Annotated in this window: 21 protein-coding genes; 15 read left to right on the top strand and 6 right to left on the bottom strand. The window is 37.7% G+C overall.

All coding sequences use genetic code 11. The features are described 5' to 3' along the window. The first annotated feature begins 169 nt into the window (after window positions 1-169). Window positions 170-1,126, top strand: coding sequence for a glycosyltransferase (locus Xind_RS12220; protein ID WP_047685757.1), 957 nt, complete (start codon window positions 170-172; stop codon window positions 1,124-1,126). A gap of 48 nt (window positions 1,127-1,174) precedes the next feature. Here the strand turns inward: Xind_RS12220 and Xind_RS12215 are convergent, their stop codons facing one another. Together Xind_RS12215 and Xind_RS12210 are read right to left on the bottom strand one after the other, a co-directional pair. Further along, complete coding sequence (locus Xind_RS12215) at window positions 1,175-1,771, bottom strand: tail fiber assembly protein (protein ID WP_047685759.1); 597 nt, start codon at window positions 1,769-1,771, stop codon at window positions 1,175-1,177. Next, window positions 1,771-2,484 (bottom strand): phage tail protein, encoded by a 714-nt coding sequence (locus tag Xind_RS12210; protein ID WP_246432526.1) that lies wholly within the window; start codon window positions 2,482-2,484, stop codon window positions 1,771-1,773. Before Xind_RS12210 ends, Xind_RS12215 begins: the two co-directional genes overlap by 1 nt. Before the next feature lie 246 nt (window positions 2,485-2,730). On the opposite strand from Xind_RS12210, the gene Xind_RS21680 reads away from it, so the two are divergent. Next, a complete protein-coding gene (locus tag Xind_RS21680; protein WP_338114352.1) occupies window positions 2,731-3,906 on the top strand; it encodes a phage baseplate protein in 1,176 nt (391 codons plus the stop codon). A gap of 191 nt (window positions 3,907-4,097) precedes the next feature. Here Xind_RS21680 and Xind_RS12200 read toward each other — a convergent pair whose 3' ends face one another. Both Xind_RS12200 and Xind_RS12195 read right to left on the bottom strand, forming a co-directional pair. Then, window positions 4,098-4,436 carry a hypothetical protein gene (locus Xind_RS12200; RefSeq protein ID WP_047686490.1) on the bottom strand — a complete coding sequence of 113 codons (339 nt, stop codon included), beginning with the start codon at window positions 4,434-4,436 and terminating at the stop codon, window positions 4,098-4,100. Then, window positions 4,433-5,602: a tail fiber protein gene (locus tag Xind_RS12195; RefSeq protein WP_187650129.1), complete on the bottom strand. Its 1,170-nt coding sequence runs from the start codon at window positions 5,600-5,602 to the stop codon at window positions 4,433-4,435. The genes Xind_RS12200 and Xind_RS12195 overlap by 4 nt, the downstream gene beginning before the upstream one ends. A gap of 436 nt (window positions 5,603-6,038) precedes the next feature. On the opposite strand from Xind_RS12195, the gene Xind_RS12190 reads away from it, so the two are divergent. Then, window positions 6,039-6,779: a glycosyltransferase family 25 protein gene (locus tag Xind_RS12190; RefSeq protein WP_047683600.1), complete on the top strand. Its 741-nt coding sequence runs from the start codon at window positions 6,039-6,041 to the stop codon at window positions 6,777-6,779. Window positions 6,780-6,807: 28 nt separating this feature from the next. Here the strand turns inward: Xind_RS12190 and Xind_RS21675 are convergent, their stop codons facing one another. Continuing rightward, entirely contained in the window at window positions 6,808-8,097 is a 1,290-nt protein-coding gene (locus Xind_RS21675) for a phage baseplate protein (RefSeq protein WP_246432525.1), read from the bottom strand. Between the two features lie 487 nt (window positions 8,098-8,584). Between Xind_RS21675 and Xind_RS12180 the strand changes: the two genes are divergently transcribed. The 8 genes from Xind_RS12180 (at window position 8,585) to Xind_RS12145 (ending at window position 16,481) form a co-directional block, all read left to right on the top strand. Beyond that, window positions 8,585-9,760 (top strand): phage tail sheath protein, encoded by a 1,176-nt coding sequence (locus tag Xind_RS12180; RefSeq protein WP_187650128.1) that lies wholly within the window; start codon window positions 8,585-8,587, stop codon window positions 9,758-9,760. A gap of 11 nt (window positions 9,761-9,771) precedes the next feature. Then, complete coding sequence (locus Xind_RS12175) at window positions 9,772-10,290, top strand: phage major tail tube protein (protein ID WP_187650127.1); 519 nt, start codon at window positions 9,772-9,774, stop codon at window positions 10,288-10,290. Between the two features lie 95 nt (window positions 10,291-10,385). Beyond that, window positions 10,386-10,703 (top strand): phage tail assembly protein, encoded by a 318-nt coding sequence (locus Xind_RS12170; RefSeq protein WP_047680883.1) that lies wholly within the window; start codon window positions 10,386-10,388, stop codon window positions 10,701-10,703. A gap of 14 nt (window positions 10,704-10,717) precedes the next feature. Beyond that, window positions 10,718-10,837, top strand: coding sequence for a GpE family phage tail protein (locus Xind_RS12165; RefSeq protein WP_197056368.1), 120 nt, complete (start codon window positions 10,718-10,720; stop codon window positions 10,835-10,837). Continuing rightward, window positions 10,830-14,192 (top strand): phage tail tape measure protein, encoded by a 3,363-nt coding sequence (locus Xind_RS12160; protein WP_187650126.1) that lies wholly within the window; start codon window positions 10,830-10,832, stop codon window positions 14,190-14,192. Before Xind_RS12165 ends, Xind_RS12160 begins: the two co-directional genes overlap by 8 nt. Then, window positions 14,189-14,674, top strand: coding sequence for a phage tail protein (locus Xind_RS12155; protein ID WP_187650125.1), 486 nt, complete (start codon window positions 14,189-14,191; stop codon window positions 14,672-14,674). The genes Xind_RS12160 and Xind_RS12155 overlap by 4 nt, the downstream gene beginning before the upstream one ends. An 18-nt stretch (window positions 14,675-14,692) precedes the next feature. Further along, on the top strand, window positions 14,693-16,144 hold the full coding sequence (locus Xind_RS12150) for a contractile injection system protein, VgrG/Pvc8 family (protein ID WP_187650124.1): 1,452 nt from the start codon (window positions 14,693-14,695) through the stop codon (window positions 16,142-16,144). Window positions 16,145-16,232: 88 nt separating this feature from the next. Continuing rightward, window positions 16,233-16,481 carry an ogr/Delta-like zinc finger family protein gene (locus Xind_RS12145; protein WP_047680871.1) on the top strand — a complete coding sequence of 83 codons (249 nt, stop codon included), beginning with the start codon at window positions 16,233-16,235 and terminating at the stop codon, window positions 16,479-16,481. A gap of 172 nt (window positions 16,482-16,653) precedes the next feature. Here Xind_RS12145 and Xind_RS12140 read toward each other — a convergent pair whose 3' ends face one another. Next, window positions 16,654-16,872, bottom strand: coding sequence for an HP1242/YdcH family protein (locus tag Xind_RS12140; protein WP_047680869.1), 219 nt, complete (start codon window positions 16,870-16,872; stop codon window positions 16,654-16,656). Between the two features lie 267 nt (window positions 16,873-17,139). Between Xind_RS12140 and eco the strand changes: the two genes are divergently transcribed. From eco to pvcA, 4 genes are all read left to right on the top strand, one after another. Further along, on the top strand, window positions 17,140-17,613 hold the full coding sequence (eco, locus tag Xind_RS12135; protein WP_047680867.1) for a serine protease inhibitor ecotin: 474 nt from the start codon (window positions 17,140-17,142) through the stop codon (window positions 17,611-17,613). Between the two features lie 295 nt (window positions 17,614-17,908). Continuing rightward, window positions 17,909-18,604, top strand: coding sequence for an aquaporin Z (aqpZ, locus tag Xind_RS12130; RefSeq protein ID WP_047680865.1), 696 nt, complete (start codon window positions 17,909-17,911; stop codon window positions 18,602-18,604). Between the two features lie 109 nt (window positions 18,605-18,713). Then, the gene (locus Xind_RS22770) at window positions 18,714-18,842 is read left to right on the top strand and encodes a hypothetical protein (RefSeq protein WP_255347638.1); all 129 of its coding nucleotides are present in this window, start codon (window positions 18,714-18,716) and stop codon (window positions 18,840-18,842) included. Window positions 18,843-19,903: 1,061 nt separating this feature from the next. Next, entirely contained in the window at window positions 19,904-20,920 is a 1,017-nt protein-coding gene (gene pvcA / locus Xind_RS12120) for an L-tyrosine isonitrile synthase (protein WP_047680863.1), read from the top strand. Window positions 20,921-20,962 lie beyond the last annotated feature (42 nt).

Below are 20,962 nucleotides of genomic sequence, written 5' to 3'. Positions count from 1 at the left end.
GTCCTGGGTAAGTAAATTATTCAGGATTACGAACAGATTATGAACATAGATAGTTAGTATAATATTTAAATTATTGCTGATTTATAGATCTTTAGATCACATAAAATAGATTATTTACTTATAATATGATAATATATTTTAAAATTTAAGTTTATAAAATGGTTTTGCAATGGGTAAGATTATTGTGAATGGCGTTTTAAATCATAAGTTTATATCAGAATATGCTTATGATTTTGAAAATATAATAAATAAAAAAACAAATCCAGATTTAATTCAAGATAGATATTATCGCAAAGGTAAAGCGTGTTGGGTTCTTCAAACTTTAATTAATCTAAAATATTATTATGCTGATTATTTGGATATTACACTAACCAATGAAGTTCGTGCAGATGCTATAAATCTATTACATTATGACGATTTTAGTTTTAAAATGAAACCATGGAAAGGAACTACTATAGTTTGTCAAGCTGATAGACCTTCAATATCTGGGGCTGATTGCATTGTTGTTCAAAACTCATTACAAGCCAAAAATGGAAAAATTTTCATACCTCATTGGCCACAGCCTGGATTGAAACCTAGATCTAAAAATCGTCATGAAGTAAAAACGATTGGTTTTTTGGGTCATGAAGATGCATTGCCTGAATTTTTTTCCGATGAAGCGTTAATAAGAGCTCTAAAAGATAGAGACATTACATTTATAAAATCATCTAAAAATTGGGAAGATTATACAAATATAGATATTGCTATAAGTTTTAGAAAAAATAGCTCTTTAGAACTTATAAGAAAACCTGCTAGCAAGCTCATTAATGCATGGAGTGCCGGTTGTCCTCTAATTTGTGATGATGAGCCTTCTATGAGAGCTATAATGCAAAGTGAATTAGATTACTTAATAGCAAGAACACCAGAACAATTTATTCATGAAGTAGATAAATTAATAAATCAACCTGATTTATATTTATCTATGGTATTAAATGGAAGAAATAGATTCGAAGAATATAATCGTGAGTCTACAGTAAAAAAATGGTTTCATTTAATTGAAAAAATTCATCAAACAAAAAAGGCAAAAAAAATCAGTTTTATATTAAGATTAATTAAGTTTTATTTGCATAAAAAATATATTAATTAAATTATTTTTCAGAATAAATAACTAGGGGCATATGCCCCTTTAATTATATTACCTTGGTTGTTCCGGCCATTCAATTTCTGGAGCAACAGATAGATCAACTCTATTCAATAACACTAAATATTTTTTCCACTTAATGAGAGATGATTTTTCTTCATTTGTTGCTAATTCAGTATCAATTGCATATTGTAATGGTAAAATAATATCATTCGCTTTTTTTCGTAAATTTATTCGTTCTTTTTCTGCTTCAGAAATTTGATTTTCTTTTAAAGAAATTTTATCCGTAACCCATTTAGAGCCATCCCAATTGTCAAATTCAGTATTAGGTTTCTTAAAGGTTAAAATATCAGATAATCCTCCTATTTCAGTAACGTTAAACTCTTGTCGCGTTTTGATGTGGTAAGCAGTTTTTCCTCTATAATCTGATAAATATTCCCAGTCTGTTAGTTTTTCGTTACGACAAACCACAAAACCAGGTTTATTTCCCAGTGGTTTATCAACACAAGAATGGGCTGGGATACCCACTCCAACAGCTAGAAATTCAATATTACTATTTAAATATTCTCTAGTTATAGCATCGTAATTAAAAATAATTACTTTTCCAGAAATAGTTGCTATGTTATTTTTATCTAATTTAGCTTTAAACATTATTTAGCCCTTAAAATATAATTAAATGCTATATTCCTTGGTCGCGTTTTGAAATTAGCTAATGAAACTGCGCCTGTAGGGATTAATTTATTAGTTGTGGAAAAATATTGACCACTACCATATGTAGGAGATTCAAAATTCTCAGCTGTATTATCTGTTGGATATCTGTTAGGGTAACTATTAATAGGTGGCGTTACTAAACTTCCCTGAGTAGGTGAATACGCATAAATATAAATATTGGGTAATTGTGTCGCATCTTGCCATGACAACAAATCACGAGATATATCAATCCCTCGACTATCATCCCAACCACGAATAAATTCACCTCGTAAATCTGGTAATACTCCAGATGGATATATCTCCGCTAATTTCGGATATTCTGACTTAGTAAATTTTGCACCATTGCATTTTAGCCAACCTATAGGAGGTGTATCAGTTGGCCATGGAATAGGGGAACCTATGGGAAACCCAATGATAGATTGCTGTTTATGATTACCATTAGTATTTAAAAACCGGGTATGCAATATAGCGGAGGAATCAAGCCAGATTTGCCCTACATCACCACCTTTAAATCCGATACTGACACCTTTTACCCATTCTCCTTCCTGACCACATGAAAATGCCCCTATATATGACTGATCAGGAACCCTGGTCATATGTCTGGTTTGGGAAAATGCCTGTACATCCCCCGCACTTAGAGAGATATCATTCATAAGCGGTTTCCCATTGATTTTTCGGTTATTGGGCACCGCATTTTTTGCCAGCTCCTGAGTTTCTGTTAAACCGACGTTAAAAGAGATTGCTAAACATTCTAAGTTTCAGACTGAAAATTTAAGATACCTACAAATAGAAAATTATAAATAAATTTTTATGTTTATAGCTTTCCAGTGACATAATGATCCATGGTTTTATCACCATTTAAATTCTGATTATGACTAAACCTCGGTTTAGTGGGAACTGTGGATAAAGCTCAAAACGCTGTACCAAATTCAAGGAAAGTGAATGGAAAATCATTATCGGGAGATATCACCCTGAATGCAGCAGATGTTGGTGCATTTTCTCAAACGAATCAGATGACTAATATCCCTGATCAGTCGTATATAGGGGCATTTTCATGTGGTAGAGAAGGAGAATGGGTAAAAGGCATTAGTATAGGATCTAAAGGTAGCGATGTAGGACAGATATGGATTGACTCTTCTGCTATGTTACACACTCAATTTTTGAATTCTAATGGCAACCATGCACATCAATCCTATACTGTTCGTGGGGAGTGTTACACAAAACCAGAATCTGAGAATCGTTTTATTCCATTAAATAAAGGCACTACAACATCAGGGTATATTTTATCTAAGACGGCAAATTATCTTGATGATCCTAGTTCACGTAATTTAGGTCGTTCAGGTTTTTTAAGAACTAATAATATGGAGAATCTTGGTGATTTTGCTATTCATGTAGCCCATCCAAATGCAGAAGGCTCTCAACATGCAAGAGGAATTTCTCTTAATTATGGTGGTAGTACAGATAAATTTGGATTATCTACTTATTCTTTTGATGAAAATGGTAAGTTTCAAGGACAGAAGAAAATCTTAACAGAAGATAATATGGCAGATATGCTGTATCCAGTAGGCATAGTTTTATGGTTTGCTCAAAACAAAAACCCGAATAACCTTTTTCCTAAAACACAATGGAAATATATAGGCGAAAATAAAACAATTCGTTTAGCTAACCAAAATGGTTCAAACGTATTTTCTGTCGGTGGAAATGATTCAATAACACTCACGGGTGCACAAATACCATCTCATAATCATTCAATTAATGCTACTACTAGCAATTTTGATTATGGTACTAAGACTACTAATTCTAATGGAAATCACTTCCATGACAGTGGGTGGGGTGAAGCTTCTGGTGCTAGATATGGAAATTATGATAATACGGAAAATAATGTAGGTTCTCGTAGTACTGATTGGGATAATTATAAGCATAAAACCAGTACTGAAGGTGCTCATACGCATACCGTACATATAGGAGCGCATACACACTCAATTTCAGGCACAACGGGAAATACTGGTAGTAGCTCAGCTATAAATATTACTAACTCATATATTATGTTAATGGGGTGGTATCGAATATCCTAACTTGTATTAATTAATATTAAAACTCATCTTATTAATTAACCTAGTTAAGGTTGGTTTTATTCTCATCTGCACCAATAATTACATATAAAAAATATTGGTATCGAGTAAAAAACCGCCTTCTATGGAGTAATACCGCTCGCTTAAACACGAGAGGTATTACCATGGGAGGTGGTTTAAGAATGGCAATAAAATTAGTATTTATTATTTTTTTCACCAAAAACCAAATAGTATTTATTTAATGCATCTTGGTCGACAATAGATGCTCTAGCCGCCTGACGCTTTATCAAAAGAGACTGATATTCTTCATTAGTAATCGAAGATTCAATATCTAAGCTCAATTGATCACGATGTCTGGTTACAAGCCAATCCGTCGATTTTAAGTATAGAAGATTATCTCGGTCTAATTCTGATTGAGATTTGATAAATTCACAATCATCTACATTATAACCTAGTAATTTAATGTCTTCTTCAGCAGTATTGGGATTAAAGATACCAATAATTTTATTATCAATTTTATTTATTACTTTCATGATTTTTTCCCTGGGGTAAATACCGGAGATATACTCGTTTCACCAGCAGCTACTATCATAGACTTATTAGCCATTGGCACATATAAATAAGGAAGAGCCAAATAAATCTCACAGTCTTCATCATAAGGTAAACCGAAGTTTAGAACATTGCCTTGCACGGTAGTTACTCGAGATATATCGATTAATTTGTCTACAAACAACCAACCATCTTGAGCAGAATCTGCTTCTGCCTTTTCAATAACATAACCTCCTAATGGTCTATATTCGCCCTCGTTGTATCCGCTATCTACTCCCATACCTAATTTCCCTTTAACTATTTTCACCCAAAAACGAAGACCTAATTGTTCAAAAACTCCATAAGTCTCGACCGGAATTCTAAAAAATTTATGTCCAGAAGATTCAGTAGTCGATGTTATTTTCAAAATCTTACCTGAGTCTATCCCACCCCATCCACTGCCCAAACCACCACGCCCCATACGAGCACCTAAATAATACTTACCATACCAATACGGATTATTTTCATTTGCCGAGTCTGGATCTGGAGCCACATTAGGAGGAGCTACTTCTGTGTAAGGACCTTCAAACCCTTTAGTCCAGGGATGCACAGCCTGTATAGTACACCCTATTGCTGTATAGTTAGTTGGATGTCCTTCCGGTTCAACTGACCGCATCATTGAGTTACTAAAAAGGTTTAAAGGAAGAGGAATATAACCCTGTATATTCGTTTTAAATTGATTAAATTGATTAAATTGGCTATCAACTTTGTTTATCTGTACATCTGTTTCTTCTTTAGAATATGCTCCGACATCTGCTGCAGAAGGTTTATTTTTAGTGGTATAAAACTCTGTCCACGGCTCTTCAAATCCATATCTATCTCTGGCTGAACGATAAGCAATACCATTGTTCCGATACATAGCCTTTAATTGTAAAGCAGGGGTACTACCAGCATCCACATTAAAATGTATGACAAGCTGGGTATCTCCATTTCTCTGAGCAATATAAGAACCGGATGCTGCATCCCACGATACGCCATTTTCTCCTTGAACAAATGTGGTAGCTCCTCTGGAAAATGCACCAACATCTGCTGCATTCAGGGTGATATCTCCCGATAATGATTTTCCATTCACTTTCCTTGAATTTGGTACAGCGTTTTGAGCTTTATCCACAGTTCCCACTAAACCGAGGTTTAGTCATAATCAGAATTTAAATGGTGATAAAACCATGGATCATTATGTCACTGGAAAGCTATAAACATAAAATTTATTTATGATTTTCTGTTTGTAGGTATCTTAAATTTTCAGTCTGAAACTTAGAATGTTTAGAAATATATTCTACACATCAGTATGTTACATAAATGCAGATAGTTTATTCCGTCGTGTATCTCCTAACACCAGTTCTCAGCATAAAATGTCTGGTTATTTTTTTAGCGAAAATGATACCAAATTATCATGTTATTCAATTATTCCTTATAAAATGTCAACAACATCTAACAGAGGAGACTTTCCATTGTGAAAAATTGTGGAGCTGGAAATTATCTGACTGTTTTATTTAGAATAATCTGTGTTAGTATGTCACATCAAATAAAATTCAACATGGTGTCCTATGAAGATTTTTGTCATCAATTTAGAAAAAGATATAGAACGCAGAAAATCAATGCAAGAGCAGTTGCAAAAAGTGAATCTTAGTGCTGAGTTCATAACAGCAGTATACGGAAAAGAATTAACCAATGAGCAGCTGATAAATTCATGCCCTGATTTTGATGATTTAGCCCTCACTCTTGGTGAAGTTGGTTGTTCAATGAGCCATATAAAAGTGTATAAGAGAATGCTCGATAGCAGTATACCTGTTGCTTTAGTATTAGAAGATGATGTACTTTTTGATGAAAGTTTAATTACTATATTGTCGTGTTTAGATAATCATCCCTTGTTATTAAGTTCAAAACCTTATGTTTTTTTATTAAATAATACTAATGAATATTTCGAATCATTTAAAAAACCATTGATAGAAAACTATAATATAGTCAATGTAATTGATGCCGCATGTGCTTTTGGATATGTTTTAAATCTATCCGCAGCCAAGAAATTATATCATTATTTACAACCTGTTAGATTTGTTGCCGATGAATGGAAATTTTTCAAAGAACAAGGTGTAATTACATTGAAAGGAATTATCCCTCCAGTAATTCATCCTTCTGCCCAATCGATAAATTCATCGATCGGGGAAAGAGAGTATACATTGACGAAATTAGATATAGAAAATAGAAAACGTACAATTATCATTCAAATAAAGTTAGCTTTGTGGAGGATATTCATTCGTACTTGGCTGAAAAAAGTTAGGCCTTAGCTTTCAAGCTAAGGCTATCATGAATGAACTAATTTGTTCGGTACCAACCCATTAACATAATATAGGCATTAATAACATCAAATCCTTCACCACTACCAGTTTCAGATGTATTACCACTAACATTATGTACATGTTCTCCATTCCATGATGTGTTTCCAGTCCAAGTCCGGGATGCATCAAATGTGGTAAGGTTTGTCCATCTATCTGTATATTCTACACCAGGTTTACTCTGGCCATTTCTAGCAAAAGCACCTCCAAAAATATCACTTCCATGAGCAATAACACTTGGTAGATAACCAGTAATGTTCATATTCCCACGGTTATGATTATGTCCTCCAGTACTATTTGTATTCCCACTAAAATAGTGACTATGTTTTGGAATATGTTTTATAGTTAGCTGCTTAGTATCATTACCACCTGCCGATAACACATTTGATCCATTACTAGCAGCCAAGCGAACTGTTCTATTTTCACCAATATACTTCCATGTTGTCCCGGGAAATAGATTGTTGGGATTTTTATTTTGTGCAAACCATAAAACAATTCCAACAGGGTATAGTAAATCTATGGATACTGATTTGGCTAACGCATCAGTGACTGCTTTTTGACTCATTATTTGTTCAGCTGAGTTTCCTGATTCTTGTACTATCGCTGATTTTGGTACGGAATTTTTTGCCAAATTAATAGTTTCTACATAATCATGAGCATAAGGCAGGACAGAATCATCGTAATCTTTTCCTAATAGGGGGTCATCAATGGCATAGGATTTCACAGCCCATTTCATTTCAAAATTATTCTGAGGCTCTAAAGCACTAGAGAGCTCCACTTCATCATCTTTACGAGAATAATGAATATCGGAAAAATTACTGGTGGCATGGTAAGTTAATCCACCCCGTAAATAACAACCACTGAATCTTTTGCAATAAACAATATCTCCGGGCTTAACCTTTTCATAAAGGGGATATTTACCATCAATTGGCCTTGCAATACTCATCATGCCATGACAAATATTTTTAACGGTCTTACGGTATCTCTGATGAATCCGTTTAATATTCAGGTACTGGGCATCACCTCCCCACAGATAATCCCCTCCTTCAATCTGCAATAACAACCCAGCAATATGAAATTCACCTTTACTAAATAGGTCTTTTTCTCTGTCTTCAGCATACCAGCGATGAATTGTTAACCACGAATTTGCTCCATTATTCGATGGAAACTGCCACCATACCGGATAATAACGATCAGTACTCAACCCGGTTAGATCTATCGTCATGTTAAAACGCGGTTCACCCTGTACATCTTGTGCATTCAGGGTCACATCTTCCCCCAACGGTTTCCCATTGATTTTTCGGTTATTGGGCACCGCATTTTTTGCCAGCTCCTGAGTTTCTGTTAAACCGAGGTTTTTTACAATCCTTAGATCCTTATGATCCTAGCTAAGATCCAATCTCCTATCCCCTGAAAACCAATAAATAGAGGTGAAAATGACCCAATTTAGCTTGTCAAAAAATAACCAAAAACTCGAATTACTTGAAATAATATTGAATAGAATAAATTTTAAACCAATTTTGAGCTAAAAATAGACTAAAAAAGGTCATTGTTTGGTCAATAAAAGACTGCCCTCACAAAAAACTACTCATTTCTCTCTCCTATACAAAAACAAATCAAATATAAAATTAACATATTGATTATTAATAAAAATATTAATATAGATTTGTACCTTGCCCCACACACAGCCAATCGAATGATTTCCCCCGTTCAATCCGCCAATATATCAGCACACCTTAACAGGAGAGAACGCTAATATGGCACAAGATTATCATCACGGAGTCCGTGTACAGGAAATCAAAGAAGGTACACGCACCATCACTACCGTTAGCACCGCTATCGTGGGTATGGTCTGTACTGCACCTGATGCAGACGAAAAAACATTTCCATTAAACACTCCGGTATTACTGACTGACGTTATGAGCGCCATTGGTAAAGCCGGTGAAAAAGGCACATTGTCCGCATCCCTGAAAGCTATTGCAGCTCAGGCTCAGCCTGTGACTGTCGTTGTTCGTGTGGCTGAGGGCGAATCTGAAAAAGAAACCATTGATAACATTATCGGTGACGTTACGCCAGAAGGTAAGAAAACGGGTATGAAGGCACTGCTCGCTGCGCAAAGCCAGCTCGGTGTTAAACCTCGCATTCTGGGTGTTCCAGGTTTGGATTCACAAGCTGTGGCTGCTGAACTGGCCGCTATTGCCCAGCAACTGAAAGCAATGGCGTATGTCAGCGCTTATGGCTGCAAAACCATCGAGGACGTCCTCAAGTATCGCAAGAACTTTGGTCAGCGTGAACTGATGCTGATTTGGCCTGATTTCCTGAGATGGGATAAAGGTGAAGTTGTTGCACCTGCGACGGCTTATGCACTGGGCTTGCGCGCCAAAATCGACGAAGAGATCGGTTGGCACAAAACATTGTCCAATGTAGGTGTTAACGGCGTAACGGGTTTGTCTGCCGATGTCTTCTGGGATCTGCAAGCGACTGGAACTGAGGCTGATCTGCTGAACCAGAATCACATCACAACACTGATCCGCAAAAACGGTTTTCGTTTCTGGGGTTCACGCACTTGTGCTGGCTCTGATTCTGAGGACTCACTGTTCCCATTCGAAAGCTACACCCGTACTGCTCAGGTTCTGGCTGACACCATGGTTGACGCACATATGTGGGCGATTGACAAACCACTGACTCCATCACTGGTACGAGACATTATCGAAGGTATCAATGCTAAGTTCCGCGAACTGAAAGCAGGTGGTTACATCATTGACGGTCGTTGCTGGTATGACGACAAAATCAACGATAAAGACACCCTGAAAGCAGGCAAACTGACCATTGATTACGACTATACCCCTGTACCGCCACTGGAAGACATGATGTTACGCCAGCGCATTACAGATAGTTACCTGATGGATTTCGCAAAAAGTATCAATAAATAAGGGGCTAACTGATGGCATTACCTCGCAAACTTAAGTACCTGAACTTGTTCAATGATGGCAACAATTATCAGGGTATTGTGGAAGAGCTAACTCTTCCTAAGCTGAGCCGTAAACTGGAAGCCTACCGCGGTGCCGGTATGAACGGCAGTGCAATGGTGGATCTGGGTCTGGATGAAGGCGCACTGGATGCGGAATTCACTCTGGGTGGCATTGAAGCTCAACTGTACAAACAGTGGGGCATCGCACAAGTTGATGGCGTTATGTTGCGCTTTGCTGGCTCTTTTGAGCGCGAAGACACGGGTGACGTGGTTGCAGTTGAAGTTGTTATGCGTGGCCGTTTCCAGGAATTCGATCACGGTACTTATAAACAAGGCGACAACACTCAAACCAAAATTACCGCTAAAAATACTTATTTCAAACTGACTTGGAATGGTGAAGAACTGGTTGAAATCGACACCGTCAACATGGTTGAGAAAGTGGGCGGAGAAGATCGCCTGGCGCAGCATCGCCGCGCTATCGGTCTTTTTTAATCACTCTTTTATTAACAAATTTAAAACTTATTCCCTGTCTCAATCAGCATATCGCGGCTGAGACAGGTTTTTACTCGGATAAACAAGGTTGAATTATGACTGAAGCACTGAAAACTCAAGATGAAGATCTGCGCACAATCGAATTGGAAGCTCCACTGGCGCGAGGCAACGGAAAAATCACGGAAGTGACGGTACGTAAACCTACCAGTGGTGCGTTGCGCGGTGCTCGTTTACAGGCACTGCTGGAAATGGATGTGGATTCTATGTTGCTGGTTCTGCCACGTGTTACCACTCCTGCATTGACCAAAAATGACCTGATGATGATGTCACCTGGTGATCTGATTAATCTCAGTGTGGAGGTGGTCAATTTTTTGTTGCCGAAGTCGGTCAAGTCCGATTCCCAGAACGATTAACCGTTGATGAACTGGTGGCAGATATTGCCACCGTTTTTCACTGGACTCCGGCAGACACAGATGAAATGTTATTGTCGGAATTATTGGACTGGCGACATCGGGCCATTTTAAGAAGTGGTGCAGAAAATGAGTAATATACAGTCACAGCTTAACAAAGTACTGAGTACTGTTGGTAAGCTGACCAGTTCCTTTAAATCTTTTCAACATCATCAGAAAAAACTGGTAGGTTCAGTAGATAAAATTTATAACCAGTTTAAAAAACTCAATAAGAGTGTTGAAAAATTAAAACCCATTATAGGTTATGCGCAGGAAACTGCGCGTATGCGGGCCGAACTTAAGGCCTATAATCAAACAATTAAACAATCTTTTTCTGTGCGGCAAAATTCCCCAAAAGTGATACAGGTAAATGCCGCCAGCCAATCAGCTAATGTGGTCCAAATGACCCAGAATGTCCGACAGGAAAATTCATCCAGTAAAAAAAATGAATTTAATCTTGGTGTGACAGGCAATATGACTAACAATTTTAAATTGTTAGATAAATTGGTTATTAATATTAATCCTCAGATAACTATTTTATTTGGCATGCTGAATAAAATTAATGGGGTTTTGAATTTAACTGCTGGTTTTGTAAAAGTCACATTCCAAACATTAATTAGTCATATACAAATATTTGGTAATATCGGCATAAAAGCATTTGATACGTTAAGAATCAGATTAAATATATTTGCCTTGCTGGGGATTCAGGCATTTGTGGAATTAAGGGCCAGTCTGAACTTTTTTGTACAATTGGGTATTCGGGCTTTTGTCGCGTTAAGAACGAGTTTGCGCTTTTTCGTGCAATTGGGGCTGCAGGCATTTGTGGAATTAAGGGCCAGTCTGAACTTTTTTGTACAACTGGGTATTCGGGCTTTTGTTGCGTTAAGAACGAGTTTGCGCTTTTTCGTGCAATTGGGGTTGCAGGCATTTGTGGAATTAAGGGCCAGTCTGAACTTCTTTGTACAATTGGGTATTCGGGCTTTTGTCGCGTTAAGAACGAGTTTGCGCTTTTTCGTACAATTGGGGCAGCAGGCATTTGTGGAATTAAGGGCCAGTCTGAACTTTTTTGTACAATTGGGTATTCGGGCTTTTGTCGCGCTAAGAACGAGTTTGCGCTTTTTCGTGCAATTGGGGTTGCAGGCATTTGTGGAATTAAGGGCCAGTCTGAACTTCTTTGCGCAGTTGGGAGTTAGTGCTTTTATCGAACTAAAAGCCAGTCTGAATATTTTTGCGCAGTTTGGCATTCAGATTTTTGTTGATCTGAGAGTTAGTCTGAATAAATTTGCGGAATTGGGCCGCCAGGCACTGGATACATTAAAGACCAGCTTGAATACTTTTGCGCAGTTGGGCATTAAGGCTTTGGAGACGTTGAAATCCAGCCTGAATAGGTTTGCAGAATTAGGTAGCCATGCACTGGATACATTAAAGACCAGCTTGAATGCGTTTGTACAGTTAGGGACTCAGGCTCTGAATAAATTAACATATCCTTTAGATATGTTTGTCCAGTTAGGAATCAAAGCCTTTGAAGAGTTAAAAGCCAGCCTCAATTTCTTTGCTCAATTAGGTATTCAGGCGTTGGATAAATTGAAATCCAGCCTGGATACATTTGTGCAGTTGGGACTTAAAGCTTTTGAGGAATTAAAATCCAGCCTGAACTTTTTTGCACAATTAGGTGTTCAAGCGCTGGATAAAATAAAATCCAGTTTGGATGCATTTGTGCAGTTGGGACTTAAAGCTTTTGAGGAATTAAAAGCTAGTCTAAACTTTTTTGCACAATTGGGCGTTCAGGCGTTGGATAAATTAAAGTCCACTCTGGATGCATTTGTGCAGTTGGGAGTTCAGGCACTAAATAAATTAACGGCCCCACTGGATATATTTGCACAATTGGGTACTCAGGCGCTGGATAAATTAAAATCCACATTGGATGCATTTGTGCAGTTGGGGGTTCAGGCACTGGATAAATTGAAATCCAGTCTGGATATATTTACCCAGATTGGGGTTCAGGGACTGGAAGAATTAAGAGCCAATCTGAATAGATTTGCGCAAGTCGGTATTCAGGCTATGGAGAATTTAAGAGATGGCTTGAAGGCATTCGCACAATTCGGAGCTGAGGCTTTGGAAGCACTAAGAGCTGCCATGGATTTTTTTGGTAGAACCGGGGATAAGGTTTTTGGCTCACTGAATAATGGTGCTGATTTGTTATCTAACAAAGGTAATAAAGATACTTTTGGAAAACAAAGAAGAGGCTTAGGTGCATTAGGGAATATTGGTCAAAAAGTTTTTGGTGTTTTGGGTAATGGCATAAATATTCTGGCAAGTGTTGGTGTAAAAGGCCTGTCTTTTTTAAGTAGTGCTTTCAGCGTGTTAGGTAAGGCAATGCTGTTTATTGGCCGGGCTATGATGGCAAACCCAATTTTTGCTGTTATTGGTATTATCGCAATGGCTGCTATTTATATTTGGCAGAATTGGGAATCATTGGGGGCAAAATTTACTGCCTTATGGGATGGTGTAAAAAATATCTTCGGTATTGCCTGGGAAGGAATTAAAAACCTTGTCAGTACAGCGTGGGAAGGTATTAAGAATTATTTCATGAGTGGTGGGTTAATCGGCATTATTTACCAAAACTGGGACACCATTAAACAAAGTGCCTCAGAAGCTTGGGAGTTTGTTAAAACGATAATAAGTGGGGCTTGGGAATCTGTTAAACAGAGTACATCTGAAATCTGGGAGAGCGTTAAAAAATCAATTTCAGATAAATGGAATGAAATTGTTGCTGATGTTCAGGCTATTCCTGAAAAATTAAAAACGGCTGGGTCAGAAATGATCGATAGTTTGCTAGTTGGTATTCAGGAGAAATGGGAAAACCTGAAAAGTAAGTTTTCCTCAATTACAGATTTTTTTAAATCGTGGTGGTATGGCGATGATAAAAAGGAAATTACTGTAAAAACATCGCAGGAAATTACTAAGAACGACACAGTACAACAAGCGGCACAAATTACTAAGAGCGACACAACACAACAAGCGGCACAAATTACTAAGCACGATTCAGGAGGATTTATTCCAGCCGGGAAGCTAGGCCTCGTGGGTGAATATGGTCCTGAAATTATCAACGGCCCTGCCAATGTTACCAGTAGAAAAAATACTGCAAAACTGGCTGCTTTGGGGCTTGCCGTCAGCTCAATGTCATTGCCTGCTGCGGCGCAGGATGCTCCGTTGCACGCACAAAGTTTACCTGCCCATGCTTATGAGGAAGTTCAGGCAAAATGGGAGCGGAGCCAGCCACAACAATACAGTGGCGCAACACCGCAATATAACATCTATGTCTATGGCTCTCAGGGACAGTCCGCTCAGGATATCGCCCGTATGGTCAGACAGGAACTGGAACAACGAGAACGTATGCATCAGGCCCGTATGCGTAGCTCACTTTCTGACAGAGGAGAAGATTTCTTATGATGGCTGCACTTGGTTTATTTGTTTTTATGTTGAAAACCACGCCATACCAAAGTTTTCAGCATAAACAAAGCTGGAGACATGCCTTTAATAGCCGTGTGGGAGCACGGCCTGCATGGCAATTTGTGGGTTCAGATAACGATACGATTACATTATCGGGAGAACTTTATCCTGAACTGACCGGCGGTTCGCTTTCACTGACTACATTGAAATTGATGGCAGATAGTGGCAAAGCGTGGTCTTTTATTGATGGCAGTGGCTCGATTTACGGCATGTTTGTCATTGAAAGTATTGATGAGACTAAAACCGAATTTATGTCAGGCGGGGCGCCCCGCAAAATTAGCTTTACGCTGACTTTACGGCGGGTAGACAACAATTTGTTTGAGATGTTGGGTGATTTGCAGGATCAGCTATCTGACATCAAGGATAAGTTATCTAAGCCGCTGAGTAAGTTTTCTGAGCTTAAAGATCAGACCAATGGATAAAGTTAAGGAAATATTCTCATGATAGATTTCAGTCAATTGACACCAGGCACAGATTGGATTCCCAAATTTGATTTGATTATTGGGAAAACAGGGGCGCCAGCTTTTCGGTTGGAAACTAATAGCAAAGATATCACAGGAAAAATTCAGTCGCGTTTAATGTCATTAACACTGACAGATAACCGTGGATTGGAATCAGATCAGCTCGATATTGAATTGGATGATGCAGATCGCGAACTTATTTTTCCTTCCCGAGGCGATATTTTGACATTGGAACTGGGGTGGCATGGCCACACTTTAACGCCAAAGGGAAAATATGTCGTTGATGAAATTGAACATTCAGGTGCACCTGACCGATTGACTATCCGTGCTCGTAGCGCGGACTTTCGTGGCGACCTGAACGTAAAGCGTGAAGCTTCTTATCATAAACTCACGTTAGAGAACATTGTGAGTACGATTGCTACGAGAAACCAACTGAAATTTCAAGTCAGTGAGGAATTGAAAGGGATCTCTATGCATATTGATCAAACTAACGAATCTGACGTGAGCTTTTTAACGCGGGTGGCTAAGCAGGAAGGCGCGATTGTTTCAGTTAAAAATGGCGAATTGTTGTTTATTTGTCAGGGAAAAAATAAGACTGCAAGTGGTACGCCTATTACTCCTGTTGTGATTACTCGTGAATCAGGGGATAGCCATCGATTCTCTCTGTCTGATCGTGAAGCTTATACTGGTGTGATTGCTCAATGGTGGGACACAGGTACAGCATCTAAACAGACAGTCACTTATCAACGACAGGAGTCGACAAAAACAAAAATTGATGTCTCCGTTCACTACGAAAGCAGCAAAACTAAGTCATCAACTAAAAATCATTCTCAGATAAGTAATAAGTCTTCTAAACATAGGGATAGAGAAAAACTAAAAAAAGAAAAAAAGAAAAATTCGGGTGCTACCGACTTGTCGAAAAAAAATCTTAAACCGAAAGAAGGGAAGAAATCTCCTTATGATAGGACTCGTCGTACAGGAGGAAATCGGCATGACAAAAATAGTCGTAGAGATGAAAGTCACTCCTATTCCTATGAGGAACAGCGAGAATCTGTGCATGGATCTCATCAAACAACGACGAACCAACAACAAACACAAGAGTATTTGCAGGGAACAGCGGAGAATATACTGACACTTTCGCGGATCTATCACAACAAAGCAGAGGCAGAACGTGCTGCCAAAGCAGCCTGGGAAAAAATTCAACGAGGTACAGCGCAGTTTTCTATCACTTTGGCCAGAGGACGTGCTGACATCTATCCTGAAACACCAGTTCTGATTAGAGGGTTTAAACCACAGATAGACGAAACAAATTGGACGATAGTTAAAGTGACTCACAATCTCAATGACAGTGGTTTTACAACATCTTTAGATCTTGAGATTAAGCTTGATGAAATAGAAATCAAACCAGAGGATACCAAAATAAACACTTGATCTCAATATGAGAACTTTGATATATTGTTCACCAGACGAGATGGTGTTATTTCATTAAAAACAATGCTTTCAAGAAAGGTGAACAATTATGATTAAGTGTCCTCTGTGTGGTCAGTCAGCACATACTCGCAGCAGCTTCGAGCATTCCAGCCAAACAAAGGAGCGCTATAACCAATGCCAGAATATCAATTGCGGGGCAACGTTTGTCAGCCATGAAACGTTTGTGCGCTTTATCTCTAAGCCGGGGGAAGTTGAAAGTGTTACACCACATCCAAGGGTAAAAACGAAAAGACAACCTCGCCAGAAAGCTGTTACACAAGCGGCTGTAAGCCAATAAATAATGAAGAAACCTTGCTCCAATTTTTGCCACCTTTATGGTGGCTTTTTTGTGGATGTTTGACAATTTCAGTTCTTGATTTGAGAACTTTATTGTAGGGAAATGACAAACAAATAAGTGCTTTCATGAGACGCCCGCTTTTCAGCGTAGCAGGCGTCAGTCTATGGCAGGGTTACTTCTGAGATTCTGCCTGCAAAATCCTTTGCATCTCATCCTTTATATGCAATTTTTCTTTTTTTAATCGCACAACTTTTTCGTTATAGCCGGCTCCGTTCGGGCCTTCAAGTTGCGATATCTCGTGGTCAAGGCGGTTATGTTTTTCAAACAAGGATTGGAAACGGGGGTGAGATTCTTTCAGGTTAGATACTAAATTGTGATCTTCTGGAAACATGGGACCTCCTATACGAAGTTTGCTACCACACTATGAGTGTAGCAGCCCATTGTAATATCAGATTTGAGAAATATCACATAAAAAATATTTTGTAGAAACTATGTATCTTTCTGATTGTTAATGTAAATTTATTTTATATCCGAGAGAGTTGCTTTTATCTAAAAGAATAGTGGTAAAAATCAGTGCCTTGCCAAAAAAGCATAATTTCTTTAGGGATTTTCGTTGTTATGATCCTCTTGCATTGTTAAACATATCAAGAGGTGAAAAATGAAAAAGTATCTACTTGCTTTAGCTGCTATGGCTGTTTCTGTTTATGCTCAGGCTGATAAACTTGAAAATATAGCTCCTTATCCTGAAGCTTCAAAGGGTATGGTTCGCAGTGTGATTACATTATCACCTGAAAAGAACGAAAATAATTATATGGTGGAGTTGATAATTGGTAAGGATATGTTGGTGGATTGTAATCATCATTCATTCGGCGGCAAGCTTGAAACGAAAACCCTGGAAGGGTGGGGATATAATTACTACGTTTTGGATAAGGTCATGGGTCCTATTTCAACCAAGATGGCATGCCCTGATGGCAAGAAAACTATGAAATTCGTTCAGGTGAATTTAGGAAAAGATGCAGCTGTACGTTATAACAGTAAATTACCAATTGTAGTATATACACCAGATACCATGAAAGTGAAATACCGTATTTGGCATGCGTCAGATAAGATCAATAACGCGGTAGAGAAATAAATTATTAATTAAATAAATCAGCGACCTGAGTTTATTATCATTAAACTCAGGTTGTTATGTATTGAATATGAATGTTGTGTACCTCAGATTAATTTATTCATCATGGTAAATGACTTATTGCCTACTTTCCATTAGATTCAGATATCTTCTATCTGGATAATTATAAAATCATTATTCGTAATGTTTTTCTATCACTTATTTTCTGCTGACAGTTCCTTGCACATACTTAAAAATACTAACTAAACTTTGTTTGGATTCTTTTGCATTCATGCAAATATAATTGAGGATTCATAGAATGTTTAAAAAATTATCAGCGGAGTTATTCGGAACGTTTTGGTTAGTATTTGGAGGGTGTGGAAGCGCTGTTTTAGCTGCGGCATTTCCACAGACAGGGATAGGTTTTGTAGGAGTATCTCTAGCTTTTGGTTTAACTGTTGTGACAATGGCATATGCTGTTGGTCATATTTCCGGGGGGCACTTTAATCCGGCTGTGACATTGGGATTATTTGCTGGTGGGCGTATTTCAGCTAAGGATGTTATTCCTTATATTATTGTTCAGGTAATTGGAGGAATTGCAGCCGCTGCGGTACTTTATCTGATTGCCAGTGGTCAAAGTGGCTTTAATGCAACAGAGAGTGGATTTGCATCTAACGGTTATGGGGAGCATTCTCCTGGGGGATTTTCATTACAATCTGCAATTATCATTGAATTGGTGTTAACAGCATTTTTCTTGATCGTCATTTTTGGCGCGACAGATAAAAATGCGCCAACGAAATTCGCGCCATTGGCAATTGGTTTGGCATTAACTTTGATCCATTTAATTAGCATACCTGTGACAAATACGTCAGTTAACCCTGCAAGAAGTACAGCAGTTGCGATTTTTCAGGGAACCTGGGCTATAGAACAGCTATGGTTATTCTGGTTGGTTCCATTAATTGGGGGAATTATTGGTGGTTTGATATATCGCGGATTATTACAAAAAAATGAGTAAATCATGGAGGTTTTCATATTTTGAAATGCCACACCATTGTGTGGCTTTCTTTTAAGCGTTTTTGTGATAATTTCTTTGCACAGCTAATTTTTCTGAAAAGGAAAAGAAGATGAAAGAAGCGATGGAGTGGAAACGTGACGAATATTGGATCACAACAGATAAAAATAAAATTGATGTGAAATTTGTTCACAATAATCTTACGCAATTATTTTTAGCACTTGGCATTAGTCACTTCTGATGCGGGTTGGTTATATAAAAAATTTGGATTTGTTCCTGTCACAAAACAAGATTTTGTATGGATGTTGGAGAAAACCCAGAATAATTAGCTTGAGTCGTGGCAACAAGGAAACACATTCCCGGAAGCCTTTGCAAACGGTGATGCGTTCATAAAGAAGGGTATAAGCCTATCAAAGTCATAAAACAGCCATCATTGACCATACTCTTCATCTTTCAATTCGTGCCAATGGCTGATAATTTTCCCTACGATATCATAATCATAGATTCTTACAGCCCCATCCAGAAATTACGGTCAGTGTCTTTTTCCATTTTATCAATAGGATGTCCGGAAGCTCTTCCCTGAACGCCTCCCAAAGTCTGGTGGATCATAAAACGAGTATGTTAATGGAGCGTGATTGAAGTAGTTTACGGTGGGAAAAGTGACTTTGAGGTATTGCTTTTTTCTATTTTATTATCAAGAACATTATATGTCATTTTCTTATCACTTAATTAATATTTTTAACAGTAATAAATAGTATAACTTATAAAAAATTTTTCTATATAAAGTGGGCTAAATTAATAAGTTAAAATTTCTAATTAGTTTAATTAAGTGAAATTTCTTCTTTATATTGTTTTTTCCTAAGCTTTTTCTCTTTGCTCATAGATATTAAATGGCTATATTATTTTATATATGTACATGTAATAAAATACATTATATACAACAAATATTATTATTTATGTATTATATGATTGTCATGTATGATTCATGTTAATAAGATGTTACCTTGTTTATTTCCATAGAGGAGGTTGATTATAATATTTTCGACAAGCTTAAGTTTGTCGCTTTTTTATTAATTACCTGATTTTGTCGGCATAACTTATTGTTTAGTTAAGTGAATTTAAAATTCCTGGGTTTTGTGGTTTTTATATTAAAAAAAATTATAACCTTATAACTTTTCAATTTTGTTTTTGAATTTTTTATTGGGTTATATCAAATAATATCATTAGTAAATATCTAATACAGATATTCTGTAGGTAGGAATTATTTGTATTGAAGTGAATATAATAAGCTAGGAATGAATTATGAAATACTTTGATATAGAAAAGGTGTCAGGAAAAATCTTGCAGGAATTATTGCAATATAGACGTCGTTTTCCAACATCTGAACATACAATTGAAAATGAGGAAAAACACGTTGCCGAGGTTCAGTTACCACGTATTCGCGCATTTGTTGAGCAAGGCAAAACGATTAAATGTATCCTGCCAGCGTTTCCGACAAAATCACCAAACCCCCGTAAGGTATTGGGCATTATGCCTGATATGGCAGAAAAATTATCGCTGATTTTTTTGAATTCTTTATGTCAACGTATTCAGCTTTATTATCCCCCAGGGGCGCATATTATTATTTGTTCTGATGGGCATGTATTTAGTGATTTGATACGGGTCAATGATAAAACTGTTACTCTTTATCAATTGGAAATTGAGAAACTGTTACATGAATTGGGATTGACTAATCTCTCGGTATTTAATCTCGGTAATGTTGAGTCATTAACTCAATATACCAGCAATTACGATCAACTACGTGAATTGCTAGTCAGTAACTATGCTTATTCTACTGAGGAGATTAAAGCCACATTGAAAGAAAGCGAAGAGGGTATTCAATTATATCGGGCGATTACTCGTTTCCTTTATGAAGATAGCTTATTACCTGAATATATCGGTTCTAAAAATGCGTTGCAGAAAGATGCCCGCCATCGTTCTGTTGGCGTGATCCAACGTAGTTGGGCTTGGGGAAGTCTGCTGTCAGAACAATTCCCTGAAGCCATCCGTCTTTCTATCCATCCTCAACCTATGGACAACATTAAAATCGGCATCCATATGATGCCTACCCGAGATGACTGGCTGACACCGTGGCATGGTGTCGCAGCCAATATCAATGGTCAGTTTGTGCTGATGAAAAGTGATGAAGTGAAAAAAATGCAAGGCAAATTGGTCGAAATCCGTGGTGTTCCAAGCCATTACTTGATCGAAGGTTTACCTGAGATAAGTCAACAGGATGTACCTCTGGTGACTACATTACAGAATAAGCAAACAGCTTAGGAATATCTCTATCCTCCATCGTTATACTGCACTTTGAGAGAA

The organism is Xenorhabdus indica (genome assembly GCF_014467235.1).
Taxonomy (GTDB): Bacteria; Pseudomonadota; Gammaproteobacteria; order Enterobacterales; family Enterobacteriaceae; genus Xenorhabdus; species Xenorhabdus indica.
The sequence above is the reverse complement of the archived record's forward strand: the minus strand, read 5'-3'. Positions and strand labels throughout refer to the sequence as shown.